This window comes from Ruegeria sp. HKCCSP346, from assembly GCF_017872595.1.
GTDB lineage: Bacteria > Pseudomonadota > Alphaproteobacteria > Rhodobacterales > Rhodobacteraceae > Ruegeria.
Map to the genome: position 1 here is coordinate 505,976 of NZ_JAEDOT010000001.1, position 24,563 is coordinate 530,538.

At 57.7% G+C, this 24,563-nt stretch carries 25 protein-coding genes; 11 read left to right on the plus strand and 14 right to left on the minus strand.

From position 1 onward, the window contains the following. Nucleotides 1-44: 44 nt before the first annotated feature. The 7 genes from I9185_RS02485 to guaA form a co-directional block, all read right to left on the minus strand. Complete coding sequence (locus I9185_RS02485; RefSeq protein ID WP_210092276.1) at nt 45-998, minus strand: alpha/beta hydrolase; 954 nt, start codon at nt 996-998, stop codon at nt 45-47. Beyond that, nucleotides 988-1,905 carry a homoserine O-succinyltransferase gene (gene metA / locus I9185_RS02490; RefSeq protein WP_171231736.1) on the minus strand — a complete coding sequence of 306 codons (918 nt, stop codon included), beginning with the start codon at nt 1,903-1,905 and terminating at the stop codon, nt 988-990. Before metA ends, I9185_RS02485 begins: the two co-directional genes overlap by 11 nt. Before the next feature lie 36 nt (nt 1,906-1,941). Continuing rightward, a complete protein-coding gene (locus I9185_RS02495; protein WP_210092277.1) occupies nt 1,942-2,814 on the minus strand; it encodes an ATPase in 873 nt (290 codons plus the stop codon). Between the two features lie 48 nt (nt 2,815-2,862). Beyond that, the gene (locus I9185_RS02500) at nt 2,863-3,759 is read right to left on the minus strand and encodes a DMT family transporter (RefSeq protein ID WP_210092278.1); all 897 of its coding nucleotides are present in this window, start codon (nt 3,757-3,759) and stop codon (nt 2,863-2,865) included. A 101-nt stretch (nt 3,760-3,860) separates the two neighbouring features. Further along, nucleotides 3,861-5,021, minus strand: a complete 1,161-nt coding sequence (locus I9185_RS02505) for an outer membrane protein transport protein (protein WP_152457810.1) — start codon at nt 5,019-5,021, stop codon at nt 3,861-3,863. Between the two features lie 126 nt (nt 5,022-5,147). Further along, on the minus strand, nt 5,148-6,053 hold the full coding sequence (locus I9185_RS02510) for a DMT family transporter (RefSeq protein ID WP_348539708.1): 906 nt from the start codon (nt 6,051-6,053) through the stop codon (nt 5,148-5,150). Between the two features lie 204 nt (nt 6,054-6,257). Next, entirely contained in the window at nt 6,258-7,817 is a 1,560-nt protein-coding gene (gene guaA / locus I9185_RS02515; RefSeq protein ID WP_210092279.1) for a glutamine-hydrolyzing GMP synthase, read from the minus strand. 93 nt (nt 7,818-7,910) lie between these two features. Here guaA and I9185_RS02520 point away from each other — a divergent pair, with 93 nt between their 5' ends. Next, nucleotides 7,911-8,360 carry a GNAT family N-acetyltransferase gene (locus I9185_RS02520; RefSeq protein WP_209833274.1) on the plus strand — a complete coding sequence of 150 codons (450 nt, stop codon included), beginning with the start codon at nt 7,911-7,913 and terminating at the stop codon, nt 8,358-8,360. A 123-nt stretch (nt 8,361-8,483) separates the two neighbouring features. Then, nucleotides 8,484-10,028, plus strand: coding sequence for a trimethylamine methyltransferase family protein (locus tag I9185_RS02525; RefSeq protein WP_171632846.1), 1,545 nt, complete (start codon nt 8,484-8,486; stop codon nt 10,026-10,028). On the opposite strand, the gene I9185_RS02530 is transcribed toward I9185_RS02525, so the two are convergent. Then, nucleotides 10,029-10,328, minus strand: coding sequence for a DUF6477 family protein (locus I9185_RS02530; RefSeq protein WP_210092280.1), 300 nt, complete (start codon nt 10,326-10,328; stop codon nt 10,029-10,031). Between the two features lie 241 nt (nt 10,329-10,569). Between I9185_RS02530 and I9185_RS02535 the strand changes: the two genes are divergently transcribed. Beyond that, nucleotides 10,570-11,649 carry a DUF6456 domain-containing protein gene (locus I9185_RS02535; RefSeq protein ID WP_210092281.1) on the plus strand — a complete coding sequence of 360 codons (1,080 nt, stop codon included), beginning with the start codon at nt 10,570-10,572 and terminating at the stop codon, nt 11,647-11,649. Between the two features lie 48 nt (nt 11,650-11,697). Here the strand turns inward: I9185_RS02535 and I9185_RS02540 are convergent, their stop codons facing one another. Next, complete coding sequence (locus tag I9185_RS02540) at nt 11,698-12,246, minus strand: peroxiredoxin (RefSeq protein ID WP_171168387.1); 549 nt, start codon at nt 12,244-12,246, stop codon at nt 11,698-11,700. 263 nt (nt 12,247-12,509) lie between these two features. On the opposite strand from I9185_RS02540, the gene lipA reads away from it, so the two are divergent. Together lipA and I9185_RS02550 are read left to right on the plus strand one after the other, a co-directional pair. After that, nucleotides 12,510-13,460 carry a lipoyl synthase gene (lipA, locus tag I9185_RS02545; RefSeq protein ID WP_152457817.1) on the plus strand — a complete coding sequence of 317 codons (951 nt, stop codon included), beginning with the start codon at nt 12,510-12,512 and terminating at the stop codon, nt 13,458-13,460. Continuing rightward, nucleotides 13,457-14,608, plus strand: a complete 1,152-nt coding sequence (locus tag I9185_RS02550; RefSeq protein WP_210092282.1) for an amidohydrolase — start codon at nt 13,457-13,459, stop codon at nt 14,606-14,608. The genes lipA and I9185_RS02550 overlap by 4 nt, the downstream gene beginning before the upstream one ends. A gap of 11 nt (nt 14,609-14,619) precedes the next feature. On the opposite strand, the gene I9185_RS02555 is transcribed toward I9185_RS02550, so the two are convergent. Together I9185_RS02555 and hpt are read right to left on the minus strand one after the other, a co-directional pair. Beyond that, nucleotides 14,620-14,976: a hypothetical protein gene (locus I9185_RS02555; RefSeq protein WP_171632832.1), complete on the minus strand. Its 357-nt coding sequence runs from the start codon at nt 14,974-14,976 to the stop codon at nt 14,620-14,622. A 120-nt stretch (nt 14,977-15,096) separates the two neighbouring features. Then, complete coding sequence (hpt, locus tag I9185_RS02560) at nt 15,097-15,639, minus strand: hypoxanthine phosphoribosyltransferase (RefSeq protein WP_171632829.1); 543 nt, start codon at nt 15,637-15,639, stop codon at nt 15,097-15,099. Between the two features lie 72 nt (nt 15,640-15,711). Here hpt and I9185_RS02565 point away from each other — a divergent pair, with 72 nt between their 5' ends. Next, nucleotides 15,712-16,158, plus strand: coding sequence for a type II toxin-antitoxin system RatA family toxin (locus tag I9185_RS02565; protein ID WP_171633839.1), 447 nt, complete (start codon nt 15,712-15,714; stop codon nt 16,156-16,158). Nucleotides 16,159-16,195: 37 nt separating this feature from the next. Then, a complete protein-coding gene (locus I9185_RS02570) occupies nt 16,196-17,488 on the plus strand; it encodes an MmgE/PrpD family protein (protein WP_210092283.1) in 1,293 nt (430 codons plus the stop codon). Here I9185_RS02570 and pyrC read toward each other — a convergent pair. Next, nucleotides 17,485-18,522, minus strand: a complete 1,038-nt coding sequence (gene pyrC / locus I9185_RS02575; RefSeq protein ID WP_210092284.1) for a dihydroorotase — start codon at nt 18,520-18,522, stop codon at nt 17,485-17,487. The two genes, I9185_RS02570 and pyrC, sit on opposite strands and share 4 nt — an antisense overlap. A 162-nt stretch (nt 18,523-18,684) precedes the next feature. On the opposite strand from pyrC, the gene I9185_RS02580 reads away from it, so the two are divergent. Together I9185_RS02580 and I9185_RS02585 are read left to right on the plus strand one after the other, a co-directional pair. Next, a complete protein-coding gene (locus tag I9185_RS02580) occupies nt 18,685-19,593 on the plus strand; it encodes a MoxR family ATPase (protein WP_171632821.1) in 909 nt (302 codons plus the stop codon). 6 nt (nt 19,594-19,599) lie between these two features. After that, entirely contained in the window at nt 19,600-20,859 is a 1,260-nt protein-coding gene (locus tag I9185_RS02585; RefSeq protein WP_210092285.1) for a VWA domain-containing protein, read from the plus strand. 4 nt (nt 20,860-20,863) lie between these two features. On the opposite strand, the gene I9185_RS02590 is transcribed toward I9185_RS02585, so the two are convergent. Further along, nucleotides 20,864-21,364: a hypothetical protein gene (locus I9185_RS02590; RefSeq protein WP_171632817.1), complete on the minus strand. Its 501-nt coding sequence runs from the start codon at nt 21,362-21,364 to the stop codon at nt 20,864-20,866. Between the two features lie 228 nt (nt 21,365-21,592). Here I9185_RS02590 and I9185_RS02595 point away from each other — a divergent pair, with 228 nt between their 5' ends. After that, entirely contained in the window at nt 21,593-22,561 is a 969-nt protein-coding gene (locus I9185_RS02595) for an XdhC family protein (protein WP_171723367.1), read from the plus strand. Beyond that, nucleotides 22,558-23,559, plus strand: coding sequence for a molybdopterin-binding protein (locus I9185_RS02600; RefSeq protein ID WP_210092286.1), 1,002 nt, complete (start codon nt 22,558-22,560; stop codon nt 23,557-23,559). The genes I9185_RS02595 and I9185_RS02600 overlap by 4 nt, the downstream gene beginning before the upstream one ends. Before the next feature lie 65 nt (nt 23,560-23,624). On the opposite strand, the gene I9185_RS02605 is transcribed toward I9185_RS02600, so the two are convergent. Then, nucleotides 23,625-24,524 carry a MurR/RpiR family transcriptional regulator gene (locus I9185_RS02605; protein ID WP_210092287.1) on the minus strand — a complete coding sequence of 300 codons (900 nt, stop codon included), beginning with the start codon at nt 24,522-24,524 and terminating at the stop codon, nt 23,625-23,627. Nucleotides 24,525-24,563 lie beyond the last annotated feature (39 nt).

Below are 24,563 nucleotides of genomic sequence, written 5' to 3' on the forward strand. Positions count from 1 at the left end.
ACCTCGCGATAAAATCCATATCTGACTATGGATTAGAGCGTGGGTTAACGCAAACCCGCGCGCTGCGCCGCGCGATCAATCGCGGCGGCAACCTCGGGCGCCGCGACCACCTGTGGCATGTGACCGACACCCGGTAGCTCGATCAATTCGGCCCCGGGGATCTGTTCGATCAGGCGTTCAGAATGCCATTCAAGACCAACGGTGTCGTCGGCCGTTCCGTGGATGATTTCCGTCGGAACGGAGATCTCGCCATATCTGGGTTGCAGACGGGTAATTTCGTCCAGCAGGTTGGCGCGCTGCTTGGCGTTTGCATGGATCGAGCCACGCCGGATCGTCAGCCCGGGCCCGAAATGTTCCGCATAGCCTTCGGGCGCCGTTTGCGGTGCAAAAACTTTGTCCAACGCCTGTGTGACGTACCATTCGGGCACGAAAGAGCTGATCAAGGGCAAGGCCAGCACATTGCCCGCCGTGGTTGACGCAAGTCGGTTGAACCCATCCAAGGGCGTTTCCCATGGGATGGCGGCCGGGGCGATCAGAACCAGAGCCGAGATATTCTCGGGTCGGGTCACGGCCCAGGCCAGCGAGACCGATCCGCCATAGCTCTGCCCGGCCACGATGGGTTTTTCCGCACCAAGCTGAGCCGCCGCCCGTTGCAGGATATCCGCCTGTTCAATGATGGTTTCGCCATCCGGATTGAAGCTTTCGGAATAGCCCAGGCCCGGTCGGTCAAAAACGATCACGCGGTATGACTTGGCCAGAATGGGGGCCAGCGCAAAGGTCATGTCGCGCGTGTTCCCGCTGGAACCGTGGATCAGAACGACATCAGGGCCGTCCCCCATGACCACGGCGTGCACGGCGATGCCGCCCACATCCAGAATCCGACCCTCGGGGGGGAAAGCCGCCTCGGCCAGCGCTTCGTTCCGGGCGCTGCGCCAGGTTGTCAGTATGACAAGGCCCAGAACGGCCAAGCCAAGTGATATCAGGACTTTAGTGGCCAATTTTCGTTATGTCGAAAGGCGTGGTCTGATAGATTTCGTTGATCCAGTTACCGTACAGCAGATGTGCATGACTGCGCCACCGGTTCTGCGGCGTTTTGGTTGGATCATCATCTGGGTAGTAGTTTATCGGCACGTTGATAGGCGTGCCGTTGCTGACGTCCCGATCATATTCCTGTTTCAGCGTGTCACTGTCGTATTCGAAGTGATTGAAGATATACAGCGCACGATGGCCGGGATCTTCGACCAGACAGGGGCCGACATCGTCGCTGCCCAACAGGGTCCTCAGCCCGGGTGCGCGATCGATTTCATCCTGTTTCATTTCCGTCCATCGGCTGACCGGAACGACGCAGTCATCCGAGAAACCGCGCAGAAACGGAGACGCCGGGTCCAGGTTGCGATGCCGGAAACACCCAAAGGCTTTTGCGTCCAGCATGTGCTTTTTGACAGCGTGAAAATGGTTGATCATCGCCATCCCGCCCCAGCACACACCAAAGGTGGAATGTACGTTGGTTTGCGTCCAGTCGAAAATCTCGCTGATCTCGTCCCAATAGGTGACATCCCGAAATTCCAGATGTTCGATCGGGGCACCAGTGATGATCAGGCCGTCGAATTTCTGATCCTTGATCTCCTGAAACGGGCGATAGAATTCGGACATATGCTCGGCGGCGGTGTTCTTGGTCCGGTGTTCGGTCATGCGGATCAAAGACAGATCGATCTGCAACGGGGTTGCCCCGATCAGGCGCGCGAACTGGTTTTCGGTCTGGATTTTCTTGGGCATCAGGTTCAGCAATCCGATGCGCAGCGGGCGGATGTCCTGACGCATTGCCTGATCTTCGTCCATGACCATGACGCCCTCTTTGGTCAGGACGTCAAAAGCAGGCAGTTCCGATGGAATTTTGATGGGCATGTGTCAGGCTTCTAAGAGATCAGTGAAAACTGGTAGTTAGGCGTTATTGCGCGTGGTCTCAAGAGTGTGTTCGATCAACTCATCGAAATCGGCGGCATCGCGGATTTTTCCGATGTCGTTGGCGGCAATCGTCACGCCCCAGTTGGTCGCCATGGCCTCGTAACGCGGCTGGCGGTGCGCCAAGGCCTGTGCATAGGTCCAACGGACGAAATCATCGGGATCAACATCCGCTTCCGAACAGCCTTGCAGGTCCAGATAATCTGTCCAGGCCTTGGTCAGGAATTCCGCCTGATAGGACATCGGCTTTGGGGCTTTGTCAAAACGGCGTACAAGCTCTGCCGTGTGTTCCTCATCCCCCTTCAGCCAGATCATCAGGGTGTGTTGCGACAGCTCGGAGAGTACCCGATCGTTCGGATCTTCGGGGTCTACCCATTCGCAGATCGATCCACCGGTGTCGCAGATGAAATGGGGGTATTTGTACAAACGCTCGGCCCGGTCGATGAAATACTCGGTATCCAGCAGGGCGTGTATTTCGGCCAGCCGAAACTGTTCCTGCCTGCGGCGGTATTCCGGCATCTCCAATCCGCCAAGGGCAGGGTTGCCCGGTTTGCCCAGATAGGCTGCGACCGGAGTCAGGTTCGCGAACGAGATATTCGAGCCGATGTAAATGGAATCCGACAGGAGCAGGTCACGCAAGAACGGGACTTTCATCGCCTCGGCCTTCGCATTGTCGGTGATGTACTCGCCCATGTACCGGGTGCCGATGCGATAGTCGATCGAGTAGTGAAACCAGTTGCCTGAGTCCCGAAGAATGTTCGAGACATAAGTCTTGCCCAGACCGGACATACCAAAGAACAGCACCTTCTTGCGGCTTGCCGTGCGCCAGTCTTCGGCTGAGTTATAGATCATCTTGTGCTGTCCCTTTTTTGCCTTTGCTAAATCGGGCAGCGCACGGCGTCAATCACGGCGGCCAGCTCGGTTCAATACCAAAAGACCCATGGCAAGTATGACAAAGCCGAAATAGGCATTCGGCGGCAGCGCTTCGTTCCGCAGAATTGCGCCAAGCACGATGGCGACAGGAGGGATGACAAGCGTGACCAGCATCAGGTTGCCGCTGCCCGCCATTGCCAGGACTCGATAGTACAAAAGATATGCCCCCGCTGTTGCCACAATGGCGTAATAGCCAATCGCAGCCCAGGTGATCGCGGGCAGGGCAAGTGTTGGCACCCCGTCCGTCATCAGCGCCAGCGGCAGGATCAGCAGGGTCGAGCCGGTCAGCATGCCAGCGGCCGCAACGACGGGATGAAGGTCAGACAGATGATACCGCGCCCAAGCCGCCGCAAAAGCATACGACAGCGTTCCGGCCAACACGGCAAGCTGCGCTGTGTTTTGCAGGCTGAAAGACGTGAAGGTCTGTATTCCGATGGTGATCGAGACACCGAGAAAACCCAAAACGACTCCGATAACCCGGGCTTGTGTCAAACGCTCATCCTTGAAAAACAGCGCCGCAACCAGAACGCCAAAGACGGCCGTGGTCGCGTTCAGAATGGCCGTAAGACCAGAATCGATGTAAAGCTGACCCCATGCCATCAAGCTGAACGGGATGACATTGTTCAGCAATCCCATGATCAGAAATGCGCCCCAGATGCGCAGAGAGCGGGGCAGCGAAAGCCCCTTGCCCCATGCCACCAGCCACAGCACCAGCATCGCCCAGAACGTGCGGTGCAGAACCGATGTCATAACGGGAATGGAGTCCAGAGCGATCCGGATGGCTACAAAGGATGCGCCCCAGATGACGGCCAGAAGAAGAAGCTCGACCCAGGCGCGCCGAGAAAGGTGTTTTTGCGTGTTCATGGCCGCACAATTTCATTCATTCGACAGATATACGACCCGAAACCTGCGCATAAAAAAGGCCCCGCTGAAATAGCGGAGCCTAAGATGAAAACACCTTGGATTTAGTTCAGAGCGTAAGTGATCTGAAACCCAACACTCCAGGCGCTGTTGCCGCTGAAGGTGGCTGTTTGCCCAAAGGCGCCATCTGCCGTTGCATCACCGATGTCAGTGTAGCGTACGCCACCGGAAATTTTGGCATTCTCCAACGAATATGTTCCGCCCAGACCAATGCTCCAGAACCCGTCAGTCGGGCCGAGGTTGGATACAGGAGTACCCTGAGAAGACTCATAGCCTAGTGTTACAGCACCGCTGAACTCTTCCGAGAATTGATACCCCAAGCCCAACGAATAGGTGAAGGTCGCATCGTCGTAGTCAACAAGGTTGCTGGTCGGCGGGTAGTTTGGCGGGTTGTACACCAGCTGTGGCCAGTCGACCCAACGAACAGAACCAAACAACAGCGTTTTAGGCGCGACGCCCGTCTGGAAGTCCAGGTTGATCGACTGGGGCGTCTCAATTTCGCTGTTTGTGTTGAAGGTGGCCACGGTCCCGGGTGGAATCGGAGGGAACGGTGGTGGGTTCAGAGATTCTGTTTGCGATAGATCGTGGCTGATCTTGGAGTTGTATGTCAGTGACACACGTGCTGCGATTTCCGGTTTCTCCCATGCGACCCCGATAACGTAGCCGAATGCAGTGTCGGCATCGGTGTCAACCTGGTACCCTGCTGCAAGCGGGACGGTGACAGAAGCCTTCACACGCTGTGCTCGAATACCGCCGATTGCGCTGAACCCGCCATCGAATTTGTAACGCAGCAATGCCGTAATGGCGTCCGTGTCTGCTGTAGCCCTCAAAACATCGGTACGACCACCCGGAATAGGGTTGATCGAAAGAGGGTAGGTGTTTGCGTATTCAATGTCGGCCCCAAAGGGCTGGTCATACATGATCGCGAAATCGAGCTTTTCGGTCAGTGACGTTTTATAACCCAGATGCGGTGTGAAAAAGTCGTTCGCAACTTCTCCGGAATCGACCGGCTGCCCGATGTTTGGTCCAGCCAAAGCAGGCATGGTGCCCGTTACGCTGGGGTTGGTGTATCCCAACCGAAACTGGACTGCTGACCCTTCTTCGAAGATCAGGTTGATGCCCTGACCGCTTCGATCAAGGCCGCCTGCGTATCCTGCCGTCGCTCCAACGCACAAAGCGCAGGTCGCGAGTAGTGTTTTTTTCATTCTGTCCTCCCTAACAATCTCAGGCGGGTTTCAATGGCGTTTGGCTGAGTGTTACGAACGCCTATCCCGTGTATGATGAGCGATACTCTCTTTTTGGTTACTTTAAGGTCAACTGGTGACGGTGCGTTACGTATTGCGACTACTGTTTTCAACTGTTGCTAAACTGTTACGGCTTTCAGACCAGATATTCAGGAATATTCCTGAAAAGATGATCGCCGCACCGATCAGAACCCAATGGTCAATGGGTTCGTGGTACAGGATCATTCCGACCACAGCGATGGTGGGAAGCCTCGCAAAATCAAATGGGATCACAACTGTCGCCGGGGCGATCGCCAGCGCGTTTGTAATGCAGAAATGTGCCAGCAGCCCCGCCAGACCGACCAGAACCAAAAACGGAGCGGTTTGCGCCGTGGGCAAGGCAATCTGCCCATCAAAACCGGCTGCGATGGCCCCAAGCACCGCCTGCATGGAAGTAAGCCAGAAAACGATGCACCCGATGCTGGCAAAACGAGTGAGGTTTTTTGTTGTAATCGTTGTAAATGCGAAGAAAATCGCAGACGCGGCTGCGGTAGCAAGGCCAGGGCTCAAAGGCGCACTGCCTGGGCGCGTGACAATCAGAACGCCAGCAAAACCGATAAGTGCTGCCGTTACTTTGAGAGGCGTCAGACGTTCGTTCAGCAGCAGCGGCGACAGCAGGATCACCCAAAGCGGCTGTGTGAATTCCAGCGCGAATACCTGCGCCAAAGGCGCAACAGCGACCGCATAGAACCAAAGATTCTGCCCTGTGAAATGCAGGGTGTTTCGCAGGGCGTGCAACCCCAGGCGTTGCGTGGAAACCTGAATCCAACCGCCTGTGGCCGTGAGTACGAGGGCGACAACAAGAAACCCGACGAGGCTTCGATACATCATGATCTCGAAGGTGTCGTGCACGAGGCTCAATTCGCGACCGGCAACCGCCATCGAGGAGAAGGACGCGATGGCTCCGGTCATCCACAAGGCGGCTTTGAATGTGTTTTTTTGTGTCTGATTCACGTACCGCACCCCGGCCTGGCCGCGCGGTCACGGCCTCGGTATCGGGGCTTTCGCTACGCGATCAATAAGATTGAATTCGTTGAATCATTGAAACGCTTATGAAGCGTCAGGTTCAAGGCCGTGCCCGGCTTTTTCAGGCACGACTAGGGCAGATTTCCCGGGATCGGGTCGTTTTGGCGTCGAACGCCGTTGCGGTTTGCCGGATCATTCCCACTCGATGGTTCCGGGCGGTTTCGAGGTGATGTCATATGTGCATCGGTTGATGCCCTTGACCTCGTTGATGATCCGGGTTGCCGTTTCGCCAAGGAACTCATGGCTGAACGGGTAATAATCCGCGGTCATCCCATCGACCGAGGTGACGGCCCGCAGCGCACAGGCATAGTCATAGGTGCGCCCGTCGCCCATCACGCCGACGGTGCGGACGGGAAGGATGGCAACGAAAGCCTGCCAGATGTCATCATAAAGCCCGTGTTTGCGGATCTGATCGATGTAGATCGCGTCGGCCTCGCGCAGAATCTCCAGCTTTTCGCGGGTGATCTCGCCGGGGCAGCGAATGGCCAGACCCGGCCCGGGGAAGGGGTGGCGCCCGATGAAGCTCTGCGGCAGACCAAGCTCGCGACCCAAGGCACGGACTTCGTCCTTGAACAATTCGCGCAGCGGTTCGACCAGTTTCAAGCCCATCTTTTCCGGCAGGCCACCCACGTTGTGGTGGGACTTGATCGTTACGGAAGGCCCGCCCGAGAACGACACCGATTCGATCACATCGGGATAGAGAGTGCCCTGCGCCAGGAATTCGGCGCCGTCGATGGTATCAGCGTGTTTCTGGAACACGTCGATGAACAGCTTTCCGATGATTTTGCGTTTGGTCTCGGGGTCGCTCTGACCTTCCAGTTCGCCAAGGAACAACTCGGATTCGTCGGCGTGGATCAACTGAATGTTGTAGTTGTCCCGGAACATGCCAACAACTTCCGCGGCCTCGTTCTTGCGCAGCAGCCCATGATCGACGAAGACGCAAGTCAGCTGATCCCCGATTGCTTCGTGAATAAGGATCGCGGCAACCGAGCTGTCAACGCCACCGGACAATCCGCAAATGACCTTTTTGTCTCCGACTTGTTCGCGGATCTTGCGGATCATCTCTTCGCGATAGGCACCCATGGTCCAGTCGCCCTTGAACCCGGCCAGCTTTACGAAGTTTTCATACAGTTTCGCGCCCTTTGGCGTATGGTGTACCTCGGGGTGAAACTGCACGGCATAGAAGTGCCGCGATGGATCGGCGGTGATCGCATAAGGTGCGTTGGGCGAGGTTCCGAATACCTCGAACCCAGGTGCGATTTCACTGACATGGTCGCCATGGCTCATCCAGACTTGTTCAGCGCCGTCCGCGAACCAGCCATCCAGGATATCCAGTTTATTTTTCGGTGTAACAAAGGCGCGACCAAACTCGGCTGTGCCATGGCCGCTTTCGACTTTGCCGCCAAGCTGATGCATCATCACCTGCTGGCCATAGCAGATGCCCAGTATCGGAACGCCATAATCAAAAATCTCTTGCGGGGCGCGGGGCGAGCCCTCGCGCGTCACGCTGTCCGGACCGCCCGAGAAAATCACGGCGCGCGGCGCCATTTCCCGCACGAAATCCATCGTGACATTCTGGTAAGGGTGAATTTCACAATAGACATTCAGCTCGCGCAGGCGGCGGGCGATAAGCTGCGTAACCTGGCTGCCGAAGTCGATGATCAGAAGGCGGTCGTGGGATGTCTGGGTCATAACCGGCTCATAAGTTGCAAGCCTTGCATGTGCAAGCCGTATGGCGTCATTTGGTACAAAAGCTGAGTCAAACCGGCGGAAAGATCAGGTGCCATGTCGAAGATAGAGTTCAGAACGGCTGCTGTGGTGGATGCGGATAAGGTAACGCGGTGTCTGGAAAATGCTTATGAAGATGCAATAAGCCGGATCGAGGATCTGCCTGACGTTACTGCCGGAATCGCGGATGACATCAAGACCCATCGCGTCTTGCTTGCGGTATCTGGCGGTATAGTTGGGGTCATCGTTTTTGACCAAGTTGACGACGCAATCATGGTGTTCAACCTTGCGGTTGCGCCCGAAGCCCAAGGGCAGGGGGTTGCGCGGCAATTGATGCAGTTTGCCGAAGAAGAAGCACAGGCGCGGAATCTATCCAAGTTGAAGTTGCGAACTCATAAAATGATGAAAGACACGATTGCGATGTACCGGCACATGGGCTGGAAAGTGACGGATCAGGTGGGTAGCGGCCTTACCATGGAGAAAGCGTTGGCGGCCGATCCTGACTGACCGCCTGGTTCGCGGTGGGGCGGCAATGTCGCTTTTCCCCCCAGAGCGCCGCAATCCCTATGCTTGAGTTCTGGCAAACCTGTATCAAAACGCTCAATCTAACCAACCAGACGGGATTTTCTCATGGCAGAGGCAAACACCCGGCGCAGGGCGAGAGGTGGCGGTGGCGCCGCCCGCCGTGCCGAGCGTACCGCAGTTCGTATCGAGACTGCGAAATACATCGAACGCAACATTCCGAATTTCGAGATCCTCAACGAAGAGGCGCTTGAGATTATCGAAAACAACGCTGAAACCGTGTTGGAAGAAATCGGCGTCAACTTTGTCGACAATCCAGCAGCTTTGGAACGGTGGCGTGACGCGGGCGCAGATATCGACGGTGAGCGTGTGCGCATTCCGCGTGGTCTGGCGCGTGAGCTGATCAAGACAGCCCCCAGCCAGTTTACCCAGCACGCCCGCAACCCCGAAAAATCGGTTGTAATCGGTGGCCGCAACATGGTTCTGGCCCCGGTATACGGTCCTCCGTTCGTGCGTGATGCACAGGGTGGGCGCCGCTATGCAACCATGGACGATTTCAACAAGTTCGTGAAACTTGCCTACATGTCCAAGTGGTTGCACCACTCGGGCGGTACGGTGTGCGAGCCGACCGACATTCCGGTGAACAAGCGCCATCTGGATATGCTGAAGGCGCATATGACCCTGTCGGACAAGCCTTTCATGGGCTCGGTAACCGATCCCAGCCGGGCACAGGATTCGGTTGAAATGTGCGAAATCCTGTTCGGCAAAGAGTTCGTGCAGGAAAACACCGTGATGACCTCGCTGACCAATATCAACTCGCCGATGACATTCGACGATGTGATGATGGGCTCGTTGGAGGTTTATGCGCGCAACAATCAAGCCTGCATCATTTCGCCCTTCATCGTGGGTGGAGCGATGGCGCCGGTCTCGGTGGCTGGTACTTTGACACAGGTTCTGGCCGAGGTGATGGCCGGCGTTGCCTACAGCCAGATCATCCGTCCGGGTGCCCCCGCGATTTTCGGCGCGTTCGTGACGTCGATCGATATGAACTCGGGCGCACCCACCTTCGGCACACCAGAAGCCGCGCATATCACATATGGTGCAGGCCAGCTGGCGCGTCGTCTGAACCTGCCATACCGCTCGGCCGGGTCGTTCTGCGGCTCGAAACTGCCGGATGCGCAGGCGGCTTACGAAACAGCGAATTCGCTGAACATGGGGCTGCTTTCGGGCGTGAACTTTATGCTGCATTCCTGCGGCTGGCTGGAAGGCGGTCTGGTTGCCGATTTCGAAAAGTTCGTCATGGATGCGGATCAGTTGGGAGTGCTGCATTCACTGGCCAAGGGCGTTGCTTATGACGAAAACGCGCAGGCCATGGACGCAATCCGCGAAGTAGGGCCGGGTGGTCACTATCTTGGCTGTGCCCACACGCAGGCCAACTTCAAGGAATCCTTCTGGAAATCCGAAGTGCTGGACTACAAGCCATATGAAACCTGGCAGGAAGAGGGCGCGCGTGACACGCGGGCTCTGGCCACGGCGCGGGTTGAACATTTGCTGGCCAATTATCAGCAACCGCAGATGGACCCGGATACCGCGGCGGCGCTGGAAGCCTATATCGCCGAGAAAAAGGCCTCCATGCCGGACGCATTCTCCTGATTATTGAAGAACCGAGGCGCGGCTGGCCTGATACAGCTGCGCCTCACCCAGCAGCGCAATAAGCAGATCCAGATGCCGCACCAATGAGTAGGCGGCATCATCTTCTTTTCGCTGTTCATTTACCTCTCTTTCCATCTCGAGCAAACGCAGCAGCGCCTGACCTGAACCGGGCAGCGACCCGTATCCCAGAATGCGTTGCAGATGCCTGTCCCGATTGTAATCCCGCGCCCCGAATCTGGCAGCACGCGCCAACATGCGTGGGCGGCGGAGGGTTGCGATCATTGTCATCAGGTCCTGCATGTCATGTGTCCCTTTATCGGAAATTGATGGATCCTGTTTTTGCACAACTTAAGCGGGTGTTGCCTTGGTCAGAGTCTCCCCGAACGATGGTTTCACGACTGTTTATCTTTTTGAATCAAATCTGGTTCTTGCCTTGTGTGGTTAACGAACGAGTAACGAATGGACCTCTAGTTAGATTTGGTTAACCCACATTCCGAGGGCGAAAAGTGGCAGTTTGTTTTGTCGACGAGGGCAAATAATTATGGAAAACAACATGGCTTTCACCATTCCGGCATGGGTTCCAGAAGGGGCGCAAAGATACCTTGCTCATACCGAGACCGGTCGCTCGATCCGCGATATCGCGCGATCAGCCGGGTGCCATGCGTCAACTATCCTCAGACAAATTCGACGCATCGAAATGCGCCGCGACGATCCATTGGTGGATGCGGCTTTGCAATCGCTCGCAGAGACGCATTTTTCAGTTTCGGAGTGCGCCGACGGCCCGACAAGCGGGTCAGAAAACGCGGCTGAAGAAGAATTTGAAAATGAGGCACTGCGTGTGTTGCGCCGCCTGAGCGAGACGGGTTCGGTCCTTGCCGTGGCCGAGGAAATGGACAAGGCGGTCGTCGTACGCGACACCGGCAATGCCGGGGCTACAAGAACCGCAGTCGTAGAATGCAGGATCGCGCAGGCCCTGGCTTTGAAAGACTGGATCACCTGCGACAGTCCCGGACGCATTTCGCGATATCGGATTTCCGCAGCGGGACGAACGGCGCTAAGCCATTTGATCGCCAAGGCAGAAAACAAGGCGCGTGCCGGGACTGACTTTGGTTTTGCCGAAGCTCAGAGTAGCTTTCAGGGCAAGCCTTCGGGCGGGTCCGCCGAGCGGGTCAAACGCATTCGGTACAGTGCTGCGGAAAGCCCGCTGATTGCTTTGTCGCGCAGACGGGATCGTGACGGAAAACCGTTTCTGGATGACTCCCTCGTCAGCGCCGGCGAGCGCTTGCGCGAAGATTTTGAGCTGGCACAGATCGGCCCTCAGGTTTCGCAGAACTGGGATCGTTTTCTGACGACAGGTGGTCGAAGCAGTTTTGCCAGTGAAAGCCATGGTGGAAAGGGGGCTTCCGATGCGAAGGACCGCGTTGCACGTGCCTTATCCGACTTGGGGCCGGGTCTGAGTGATGTTGCGTTGCGATGCTGTTGCTATCTGGAAGGGTTGGAGCTGGCGGAAAAGCGAATGGGTTGGTCTGCGCGGTCCGGCAAGATTGTCCTGCGGATCGCCCTTCAACGGCTGAAACGGCATTATCAGGAGCAGGCGGAACGAGATCGGATGATCGGCTGAACAGAAAAAAGGCCCGGTGTATACGGGCCTTTTCTTTGGATTTGAGGCTTAGGCCATTTCAGGTTCTGCTGACGCCTTCAGGTGTTTCATCAGGTTTTCCGGCGAGGACACGCCATATGGATCTTCCGGGCAATTGTCCATCAGGCCGGGCTCTTCGAACCACGCCTCGACAACGCCATCATTGACGATGGCCGCATAGCGCCACGAGCGCATTCCGAAACCCAGATTGTCCTTGTCGACCAACATGCCCATTTTTCGCGTGAACTCCCCCGATCCGTCGGGGATGACTTTCACGTTCTTCAGGTCCTGATCCTGGGCCCATTTGTTCATCACGAAACTGTCGTTGACGGACATGCAGTAAATTTCGTCGATCCCCATGGCCTTGAAATCGGCATAGCCGTTCTCAAACCCAGGCAGCTGATAAGTCGAACAGGTTGGGGTGAACGCACCCGGCAATGAGAACAGGATTACGCGCTTTCCGGCGAAATAGTCAGCTGTCGTCTTGTCTTCCCAACGGAACGGGTTTGGTCCTTCGATGGAATCGTCACGGACACGGGTGTGAAAGGTCACGTCGGGCAGTTTTGCGCCGGTTTTCATAGTCAAACTCCTGTGATTCACATATGATTTTGGTGTGAATTAAAACAGTTCTAAACCGCATTCAATCGCGTAAACGCTGCGATTGCGAATAAGGCCAACGTCTTGCTAGATATTGAAATTAAATCGCAAATACGAATACGCGCATGATACCTTTCTGCGCTTGCGAGGGTACAACGCATAGCGGCTATGCGCCGCTGGTCTAACACCGCGCTTCTGTCTATGTTATGAGTAACAAGAGTTGACCCAAAGTCAGGAAAACGACCGTGCGAGATCTGAAGATCCCCGAAGAGCGCCATCCGGAAAAAGCCCATCGTCCGGACAATGCACAGCCCAAAAAGCCAAATTGGATCAGGGTCAAGGCACCCGGTGGCAAGGGCTATGCGGATACGCGGCGGATCATGCGCGACAACAATCTGGTGACGGTCTGCGAAGAAGCAGGGTGCCCCAACGTAGGAGAATGCTGGAGCCAGGGTCATGCCACCATGATGATCATGGGCGAGATTTGTACGCGCGGCTGCACCTTCTGCAACATTGCAACCGGTCGCCCCGACGATCTTGACGCATTTGAACCCGGTCGCGTGGCCCATGCGGTCGAAAAACTTGGCCTGAACCACGTGGTGATCACCTCGGTGGACCGTGACGACTTGCAAGACGGCGGGGCCGAGCACTTTGCGCAGACAATCCGCGCGGTACGTCATCGTTCTCCGAAAACCACGATCGAGATCCTGACACCGGATTTCCTGAAATGCGACAACACTGTCCTTGAGACAGTGGTCGAAGCGAAACCGGATGTGTTCAACCACAATCTGGAAACGGTGCCGGGTCTCTACCCCGAAGTGCGCCCGGGGGCGCGGTACTTTCATTCCCTGCGCCTGCTACAGCGCGTGAAAGAACTTGATCCGTCGATCTTCACCAAATCAGGCATCATGGTCGGGTTGGGCGAAAACGAACAGCAAGTGCGCCAGGTCATGGACGACATGCGCGCGGCGGATATCGATTTCCTGACCATCGGCCAGTACCTGCAACCGACTCCGAAACATCACGGAGTAGATCGGTTCGTAACCCCGGAAGAGTTCGCATCTTACGAAAAGGCGGCCTATGGCAAGGGGTTCCTGATGGTATCCGCGACACCTCTGACCCGGTCTTCGTACCACGCCGGCGACGATTTCGCCCGGCTTCGCGCGGCCCGGCAAGCAAAGCTACAGCAAGCGTGACACCCGAGCGGATCGCGCAGCTTATCCGCCTGCGCCACGAGTTTCACCAACAGCCAGAGCTTTCGGGGCAAGAGGAGCATACCGCGGCGCGGGTTGCGGATCTTTTGCGCCAAGCGGGTGCGGACAGAGTTCTGTGCGGCATAGGCGGGCACGGTGTCGCGGCCCTTTACGAAAGCGGTACTGCCGGACCCACGGTTGGAATTCGATGCGAACTGGATGGGCTGCCAATTCAGGAACGCTCGGATCTGGAATACGCGTCTCAGATTGCAGGCAAAGGGCATCTGTGCGGCCATGATGGCCACATGGTGATGGTCCTTGGGGTGGCGGAGGCGTTGAAAGAACAGCGCCCGAAATCTGGCCGCGTGGTTCTGATTTTCCAACCCGCCGAGGAAACCGGACATGGCGCTATTGCTTATCGGGCCGATCCTCAGTTCGCTGAGGTTTCCCCTGACATCGTGCTGTCTCTGCATACTTTGCCGGGGCTGGAGCTGGGCGCGGTGGAACTGTGTGAAGGTCCCGCGAACTGTGCCTCGCGCGGGATGCAAATCGTTCTGACAGGCAAAACCTCACACGCAGCGGCCCCTCAGGACGGCGTGTCACCGGCAGGTGCTTTGTCGACGTTGATGCCGGCATTGGCCAGATTGGGGGCGGGTGGCGACTTGGATGACACCTACGCTTTGACCACGGTTACCCATGCCACTCTGGGCGAGCGCACAGTTGGTGTCGCACCGGGGTGGGCCGAATTGTGGGTAACCCTACGCACGGTTTCGGACGCGCGTATGGCAAGCCTGATGACGGATGCGGAAACTCTGGTAAAAAACACGGCGAAGGCCGAGGGGCTGGCGTTCGAAATCAGCTATGACGAGGTATTCGAAGCCTGCGTCAATGACCGTGAAGCCGTTTCGGTTTTGGCCAAAGCCTGTGCCGATCGGGGCGTCGCGTGCCGGCTGGTCGATCGGCCACAGCGTTTTTCCGAAGACTTTGGCCAATTTGGCAAAGGCGCGCAGGCGGCCATGTTCTGGTTGGGGGCGGGGCAGGACCATCCACAACTGCACAACCCGGATTACGATTTCCCGGATGCGCTTATTCCGATTGGAACCGGGATTTTCCTGAGCGCGATTGATGTCGTGCTTGGCAAAACCTGCTAGTCACGATCCACTTATTTAACCAGATCGCCAACGATTCCAACGGCTTCTATAACTGTCTTCGTATCATCAGATATCGAGAGTATTTCATCATCCACCCGGATATAGCGCTGGCCGGGCCCCAAAGGCTTGAGCTTCCATTTGTCGAGATCGTCGATATAGTCAAAACTCAGATCACCCGGCAGCTTCTGCCCTCGCGTGTATCTTTTGATTTGACCGGGCGGTACGGCTTTGCCGTTTGACTTGATGGATTTCTCTACCTTGCTTTTATTGGCACCTTGCCCTTTGCCCTTGTTGTCTTTTGCAGCACCCGAACTTGCAAGTGCCACGATCGCCATAACGACAGCAGCTGTCGCAACTACACGCTTCATACATAATCCTCCCGTGCTGATAGGAAGAGTAAGGGCGCGCAAATAAGTTTGTCTACTATTATTCGGGTTTTTGAATTTGGGGCGCTGGGTAGCCACTCAAATTGCCTGGGTAAAGTGCAGCTAGTCCTTGGTGAACCGGACTTTGCCGATAAACGGCAGGTTGCGGTTGCGCTGAGCGTAATCGATCCCGTAACCCACGACGAATTCATCCGGAATTTCAAAGCCTATCCAGTCTGACCGGAATTCAACTTCGCGACGGCTGGGTTTGTCGAGCAGGGCAATCGACTTGAGCCGTTTCGGCTTGCGGCTGCGCAGCAGGTTGGTGACGTGGTTCAGCGTGTGCCCGGTGTCGACGATATCTTCGACCACCAGCACGTCGCGGCCTTCGATCGCGCCGCGCAAGTCTTTGAGAATGCGCACTTCCCGGCTGCTCTCCATCGAATCGCCATACGAGGATGCCTCAAGGAAATCCACTTCGATCGGCAGGTCCAGTTCCCGCACCAGGTCGGCGATGAAGACGAAACTGCCGCGCAGCAATCCCACGACGACAAGCTTGTCGGTATCGCCGAACTCATCCGTGATTTCGCGGCATAACTCCTCGATCCGCGCCGCGATGGCTTTGGCCGAGATCATCTCATCTATCACATATGCGCGGTTAGTCATCGCAGCCCCCTTGATCTTTGGCGCGCAACATACGACATGACGCGCCATTGTCACCTGCAAATACCGGACATCATGCCAATCCATTCGGAAACCCGCCACCTGCCATACACAGCCCAGCAGATGTATGATCTTGTTGCGGATGTGGGCAACTACCCAAAGTTTCTGCCCTGGTGCGCCGCGTCCCGGATCCGCAAGACCTATGCGGTTGGTGAGGCCGAGGTGATGGAGGCCGATCTGGTCATCTCGTTCAAGGTATTCCGCGAACGGTTCGGCAGCCGGGTGACCCTGTTTGCAGATCAGAAGAAGATCGATACCGAGTATCTGGACGGGCCTTTCAAATACATGAAATCCGACTGGCAGTTCGAGGACGCGCCCGATGGGGGCTGCAACATCTCGTTCCATGTGGATTTCGAATTCAAGAACGCCATCCTTCAGGGGATCATCGGCGTTGTGTTCAACGAAGCCATGCAGCGGATCGTCCGCGCCTTCGAGGCGCGTGCGAAAGAACTCTACGGCTAGGCCTTTACGCGGCAAGGGCGCACGCTAGACTGCGCTCATGACGGATTTCACAGCAGCATTGGCCACCTTCGCGGCGGGCCAGGTTTCAACGACGGCTCAGGCGCGGATTGTCACGTCGCTGTCCGTTCTGGATTGGATGGCAGTTGGTCGCGCAGGGGCGTCCGAGCCGGTGTCCTGCATAGTTCGCGATATGGTCCTGGCCGAGGGCGGGAACGCTCAGGCGCATCTGTTCGGAGGGGGCGCGGCCCCACAGCGCGGCGCAGCTTTGGTGAATGGAACCATATCCCACGCGCTGGATTACGATGACACGCATTTCGCGCATATCGGGCATCCGTCAGTCGCCATCCTGCCTGCGGCCCTTGCCGTGGCCGAGTGGGATGACCGCATTCTGGTCGATCTGCTCGAAGCCGCGCTGGTCGGTATGGAAACGTCAATCCGTGTCGGCCTGTGGCTGGGCAGGGGGCATTATCAGGCCGGGTTTCACCAGACAGCGACATCCGGTGCATTCGGGGCCGCTGTCGCCGTGGGGCGGTTGCTTGGATTCGACAAGGTTCAGATGCGATCCGTATTGGGTTTGACGGCAACGCGCGCGGCCGGGCTGAAGGCCCAGTTCGGAACAATGGGCAAGCCTTACAATGCCGGGCTTGCCGCTTCGGCAGGGGTCGAGGCGGCTGTGCTTGTTCAGCGTGGATTTCAACCCAACGCCGACGCGCTGGAAGGCACGTATGGATTTGGCGCGACCCATCAGGGTGCAGCGGATCAAAGCGCGCTGGATGGTTTGGGCGATGAATGGTTGTTCGAAACGGTAAGCCACAAGTTCCACGCCTGTTGTCACGGCCTGCACGCGGCGTTGGAGGCGGCGCGCGCGCTGGACATCGCGGAACCCGAAGTGGCCGAGATTAAAATCAAAACCCATCCCCGTTGGATGAGTGTGTGCAATCAGCTTTCGCCCACAACCGGGCTGGGGGCCAAGTTCTCTTACCGGACGGTCATCGCGATGCAGGCGCTGGGGTATGATACGGCTTTGCCGGGCAGCTACACCGACAAGATCTGCGCGGACCCACGCATTACGTCTCTGCAAGATCGCATCACGGTCGAAGCGGATGAAAGCCTGTCGGAAACGCAGGCGCATCTGGCCTTGTTGCGTCGCGACGGTGTCCGCCGCGAGGCGACGCATGACCTGATGACCCCAATGTCGCTGTCTGACCGCGAGGATCGCGTGCGCGTCAAAGCGTCGAAGCTGATCGGATCGGATGAGGCGGACGCGATCTGGTCGATGCTGCGCACCGGTGGTCGCGCCCGTGATCTGGCCGAACGTATGGCGGGTTAAGCCACGCTCCAGTGCAGCGGAAAACCGGGGTCGAACACCGTGACAGGCCCTTCGCCGGTGTCGATCTTTGACGGGTATGCAACCGGCTCGCCTTTGGTCAGGGTAATCGTCTCTTCGTTCACAGGCAGGCGGTAAAAGCCCGGCCCGTTGAGCGAGACGAACGCCTCGAGCTTGTCCAGCGCACCTTTGCGGTCGAACATCTCAGCCACCAGAGACATGGTATTCGTCGCGGTGAAACACCCCGCGCAGCCGCAGGCCATTTCCTTGTTTGCATCCGTGTGCGGAGCGCTGTCCGTGCCCAGGAAGAATCTCGTGTCGCCCGAGGTGGCGGCTGCCAGCAGGGCCAGGCGATGTTCTTCGCGCTTGGCGACCGGCAGGCAATAGTAATGCGGTTTGATCCCGCCCACCAGAATATGGTTGCGGTTGATGATCAGGTGGTGCGCGGTGATCGTCGCGCCCAGATCCTTTTCGTTGGCTTTAACATAGTCCACGCCATTGGACGTGGTGATATGTTCCATCACCACGCGCAGACCCGGCGTCGATTTTCGGATCGGGTCCAGAACGCGGTCGATGAACACGGCCTCGCGGTCAAAGATGTCGATCTCGGGGTCGGTCACTTCGCCATGGACACACATGGGCAGGCCGATCTCGGCCATTTTCTCCAGAACCGGGCGCACTTCGTCAAAGTCACGCACGCCCGAGGCCGAATTGGTCGTGGCCCCTGCCGGGTACAGCTTGACCGCTTTTATCAGCCCGCTGGCATGGGCGGCGGCGACGTCCTGCGCATCTGTATCCTCGGTCAGGTACAGGGTCATCAGTGGTTCGAACACCATGCCGTCGGGCAGGGCGGCCAGGATTCTGTCGCGGTAAGCGGCGGCCTGATCCCCGCGCACGACCGGCGGCACGAGGTTCGGCATTATGATTGCACGGGCGAAATGACGTGCAGTTTCGGGCAGAACGGCCTGCAACATGGCGCCATCGCGCAGATGCAGATGCCAATCGTCGGGGCGGCGGATCGTGAGGGTATCAGTCATGGCCTTCCGCTAGCATAGCTGCCCCGAAAGACCAACCAGCCCGGAACGAGTTGCCGAAAAAACTTGTCAACCAACCGGAACGTCGTAGCTCTGACAGGGGCTAGGGCCTTGACGCAATGGCGCTTGCGTGACCTGTTTGTCCGCGAAGTAGAGAGGAATTCCATGACGCAGCCAAATTCCATAGATACCGTGCAGCAGATGCTGGGACGTCAGGGCTATGTCTGCGGACGGGCCCTTGCCACGGTTGTGTTCCTGTCGCTGAAGCTTGGACGCCCGTTGTTTCTGGAAGGCGAGGCCGGAGTTGGCAAAACGGAAATCGCCAAGGCGCTGGCATCCGGCCTGAACCGCCGTTTGATCCGGTTGCAGTGCTACGAAGGTCTGGACGCATCCTCGGCCGTTTACGAATGGAACTTTCCGGCACAGATGGTTGCGATCCGAACGGCCGAGGCTTCGGGCGGGGCCGACCGGGGCGCGTTGCAGGCGGAACTGTTTTCGGATGAATACCTGATCGAACGCCCCTTGCTGCAAGCAATGCGCCCGGACGAAAACGGAGCACCGGTTCTTCTGATCGATGAACTGGACCGGACCGATGAACCGTTCGAAGCCTTTCTGCTGGAAGCTCTGAGTGATTTTCAGGTCACGATCCCTGAACTGGGCACCGTTGCAGCACCCCAACCACCCATTGTGATTGTCACGTCGAACCGGACTCGCGAAGTGCACGATGCCCTCAAGCGTCGCTGCCTGTATCACTGGGTCGATTATCCCGATTTTGAACGCGAGATCGAAATTCTGCACGCGCGCGCGCCCGAGGCCGCCGATGCGCTCAGCCGCGAAGTCGTGGCTTTCGTTCAGCGTCTGCGCACCGAGGATCTGTTCAAGAAACCCGGCGTGGCCGAAACCATTGACTGGGCCAAATGTCTGCTGGCGCTGGACGTGATGAACCTTAGCCCCGAGGTGATCGGTGACACGCTGGGGGCGATCCTGAAATATCAGGACGACATCCAGAAGCTGCAAGGGTCCGAGGCCAAGCGCATTCTGGATGAGGCCAAAGCGACCCTTGAGCCGGCCTGACGCGCTATGGCCGAGCAGATCCCGCTGGAGATTCCCGACAACCCGAAGCTGGCGCAGAACATCACCCATTTTGCCCGCGCGTTGCGGAAGGCGGGGCTGCCGATTGGTCCGGGGCGGGTGATCGATGCAATTCGCGCGGTACAAGCCGCGGGTTTCACTCAGAAACGGGATTTCTACTGGGCGCTGCACGCCTGTTTCGTGAACCGCCCCGAACATCGCACGGTGTTTGCGCAGGTCTTCCGAATGTACTGGCGCGACCCGCGATACATGGAACACATGATGGCCATGATGCTTCCTGCCATTCGGGGCGTGCAAGAGGAACGCAAGGCGGATGCCGGTGAAAAGCGTGCAGCCGAGGCCCTGCTGGAGGGTGTCGAACGTGACGCGCCCCAGCAGGCTGCGCAAGACGAGGGCGAAACCGAAATCGAGGTTGACGCCACGCAAACGGCATCGTCAGAAGAGCGTCTTCGCAATCTGGACTTCGAACAGATGAGCACCGCTGAAATCGCGCAAGCCAAACGCGTATTGGCGCGGATGACCCTGCCGGTCAAACCCATTGAGTCGCGCCGCGGACAGGCCAGTCATCTGGGGCACCGTATCGACCGTGCCCGCACCTTGCGCGCAGCCATGCGGCAAGGGGGCGAATTGCGTGATATCGCCCGGCTGCAACCCAAACCGCGATGGCCAAATCTTGTTGCGCTTTGCGATATCTCGGGTTCGATGAGCCAATACAGCCGTGTCATCCTGCATTTCCTGCACACGGTCTCGAACGCCAAGGGGGCAGGTTGGGCCAAGGTTCATGCCTTCACGTTCGGCACGCGCCTGACCAACATAACCCGCCACTTGCATCATCGGGATGTTGACGCAGCGCTCGCCGCTGCCGGGGTTGAGGCGCAGGACTGGGAAGGGGGCACACGCATCGGCGACTGTCTGCATCAGTTCAACAGAGACTGGTCAAGACGTGTCATGGGGCAAGGTGCGGTTGTTCTTTTGATCACCGACGGTTTGGAACGGGGTGACCCGGAGGGCCTCGAGAAAGAGATCGAGCGGCTGCACCTGTCCTCCAAACGCCTGATCTGGCTGAACCCTCTGCTGCGCTGGGACGGGTTTGCCCCCAAGGCACAGGGTGTGGCGGCCATGCTGCCCCATGTCGACAGTTTCAGGGCAGGGCACTCGATTGCCTCGCTCGAGGACCTGGCCGCCGTGATTTCACAACCCGACGACCAGGGGCAGAAAGCACGGCTGATGGCCGCTCTTTTCGATTAGACCGTTACGACAACTGTTCTTCGTTGCACTTCCGGGCCATTTCCATGGCCTTGTAGGTGCCGGTCAGATCGACGGTAAATGCATAGGATGTCTCGGGGAACACGATCATGACCTTCTTCTTGGCCAGATCATCCGCGAATTGCGGGTTGTCAGACAGAATGTAACCACCGGAATAACCCTTGGTGATGTTGCCTTTCATACCTGTGGCTTCACCCAGATAGATGTTGTCCCCAATCAGGATAGCCACTTCTTGGGTTTCGCCACGTTTGATGTCGGTATCGGCTTTGGTGAATACCCCCACATACCCCACGCCGCGATCTTCGGTCAGGCCCATCTGAACGACGTTTTCCGCATCGTCCACGGCCTCGATCAGGCAGGATTTCTTTTCGTTGTCGATGAAGACTTTCCAGCCCTCGACCTCTCCATAACGTTCGAATGTGTCAGCCCACGCTGCGGTCGAAGCCAAAAGGCCAACCACTGCGCCCAGTGCAAGATAATGTTTCAACTGCTTGTCTCCGAAAAAATGTGTTTGGTATGCAGCTTGGGCAACTGGCCCGCTGCCCGCACAAGCTAAAACCCGGGCCCCTAACAATCAATACTATGATTTATTGAATATTGTTCAGGCTTTAGCATCGGCTTGCAGGGCTCAACATAGACGTTTTGACAGGGGTGTTGCGCTTTTCATCCCGCCAATCCTGCCTATGTTGGAGACAGACGACGTCTGGAGGTCCTGATGGAACGATTCGACAACAGCCCGGAAACGGCATTGAAGTGGCACCGCAATGGCAGCGGCGCCGCGCTTGCCACGGTTGTCGAAACCTGGGGCAGCGCGCCACGCCGGGTGGGTTCCCAGCTGGTGATCGGCGGCGATGGCCGGATCGAGGGTTCTGTGTCGGGCGGCTGTGTCGAAGGCGCGGTGATCGTCGAGGCGCTAGAGGCCATTGACGAAGGCGAAGCTCGCTTGCTGGAATTCGGAGTGAGCGACGAAGATGCCTTTGCGGTCGGGCTGGCCTGTGGCGGGACCATTCGCGTTCTTGTCGAACCCGTTGGAAAGGTTCTGCCCGAACCGATGCTTGCGGAACTGGTTGCAGCCCGCGCAGCGCGTGAACCCATCGCTTACGAAGTCAATATCGATACCGGGCACAGAGCCTTGCGTCGTAACGCCTATGCGGAACGGCTGCGCATGGATCGGTCTGGTTTTGAAGAAGATGGTCAGACCTTTGTGGCCGTTCACAACCCGCCGCTGCGATTGATCGTTGTTGGTGCGGTGCATATCGCACAGGCATTGGTGCCGATGGCGCGAATTGCCGGGTATGATCCGGCCATAATAGACCCGCGCGACGCGTTTGCATCCAGCGCCCGTTTTCCGGGGGAAACGATCCTTACGGATTGGCCGGATGAGGCCGTTGCAATACTCGGGTTGGATGCGCGCACCGCAATTGTCCTGCTGACGCATGATCCAAAGCTGGATGATCCGGCATTGCAAGCTGCACTGGATGCGGGCGTGTTTTACATTGGTGCCTTGGGATCGACACGTACCCACGCCAAACGCGTCGAGCGTATGAAAGCGGCCGGTTTCAGTGATGAGCAAATCTCGAGGATTCATGGGCCAATCGGGTTGGATATCGGGGCTGCCGGCCCATCCGAGATTGCCATTGCAATTCTGGCGCAGATGACGGCCGTTCTGCGAGGCAAGGCATGAGGTTTGGTCCGGTACCCGTCTCTGAAGCAAAAGGCGCCATTCTGGCCCATTCGGTGACGGCTGACGGTCAAAAGCTGCGCAAGGGGCTGTCACTGCGCGCAGAGCATGTGGCGCAGTTGACGCAGGCGGACATCCGCGAAGTGATCGTTGCGCGCCTCGAACCCGGCGATTGTCACGAAGACGAGGCCGCACGTCGTTTGGCCGCAGCTCTTGCGCCAGATGCGGCGTCGGCCAATCTGCGCGTGACAGACGCGTTCACCGGCCGGGTCAACCTGTTGGCGGACGGGCCAGGCGTGGCGGTTCTGGATGTGGATGCGCTGGAAATGTTCAATCAGGTCAACCCGATGATCACGGTTGCGACGGTTCCGCAATACCAGCAGATGGGCCCGAAGAGCATGGTCGCCACCATCAAGGTCATCTCATATGCCGTGCCAGAGGCTGATGTTCTGCGGGCTGCCAATTTGGCGCAAGGGGCCGTGCGTCTGGCAAGACCCGTTCACAAGACGGCAGGTTTGATCGTCACGGATATCCCCGGCGGCCCGCCCAACGACAAGGGGATCGCCGCCATTCGCGGACGGACCGAAGCCCTGGGTCTGGATTTGTGTGATGTTCAGATCGTGCCGCATCGCGTGGATGCGCTGGCCAAGGCGGTTTCCAGAACGACCGGTGATCTGCTCATGATCCTGACCGGATCCGCGACTTCGGATCCGGACGATGTTGCCCCGTCTGCTGTTCGGCTTGCCGGCGGGCGGGTGGATCGGTTCGGAATGCCGGTTGATCCGGGAAACCTACTTTTTCTGGGTGCGATGCAGGATCGACCGGTGATCGGGTTGCCCGGATGTGCACGATCTCCAGCGTTGAACGGGGCGGATTGGGTTCTGTCACGGGTTGCCTGCGGGGTCGAAACGACCGGATCGGATATTGCCGGAATGGGTGTCGGAGGATTGCTGAAAGAAATCCCGACCAGGCCGCAGCCTCGCGCCAAACGAAAAGAATGATCCGCCACTGATCCTGAGCGGGGCTGAATTCTGAGGTTGACCCCAGAGACTTTGACCGAACCGGCTTATGGTTTTCTGAGCTTTGGCAATACGCCGGGTCGCCAATACGCTCCGGTGTCTTCCCGTGCTTTCTGATAGGCATCCACTCTTTCTCTGGCGGTCTCTCCGCCGGTGTCAAACAAATGGCCCAGCAGGCATTCAAGAACGGCCATTGCCCCCGAAAAACTGGAAAACGGGTGCAAGGTTCGCGTGCTGACAGGCAGGACGACATCCGGTTCAACCCCCGGGGCGATGACCTCGCTATCCGACAACAGGACGATGCGCATCGACCGGTCCCGAGCATACCGCATCGCCTGAATCGTGTCGGCTGAATAGGGGTGAACCGTGATTGCAAACAGACAATCCTCGGCGGTGGCTTCGACCAGATCGTCGATGGCCGAACCCATGTGGCGGGGCACCAGCTGAAGCCCGGGATGGGCCATGCGTGCGGCGTAGTGAAAATAATAGGCCAGCGCATGGCTGGATCGTGTGGCCGTCACATAGCAGCGGCGCGCCGACCTGATGTGTGCGACGGCCTGTTCCGTCAAATGGGGGGCCATGAGGCGCAGCGATCTGGCCACGACATTTATTTCGTTTTGCGCAAATCGTGCCTGCGCCGCACCAAACTGCCCTTGTTCCTTTAGGTGTTCCAGCCAATCCTGCCCAAACCTGTCCTCACCATCGGTTGTCAGAGCGTTTCGAAATGGACGCCGAAAAGCGTCAAAGCTGTCATACCCCATGCGTTGCGCCAGCCGGATCAGAACGTTCGAGCTGATGCCGATGCGATCGGTGGTGGTGCGGATCGAATTCAACGCGAATTCGCCGGGATGATCGATGATATACTTTACAGCGACCTGCATTTGCGCAGGCATTTCATCGATCTCGCGGCGCAATTGCGTAACGATGGCAGTTAGAGTGCGGGTCATGCGGTAAGCAAAACATATGTTTTCTAGTTGGTAAATTGA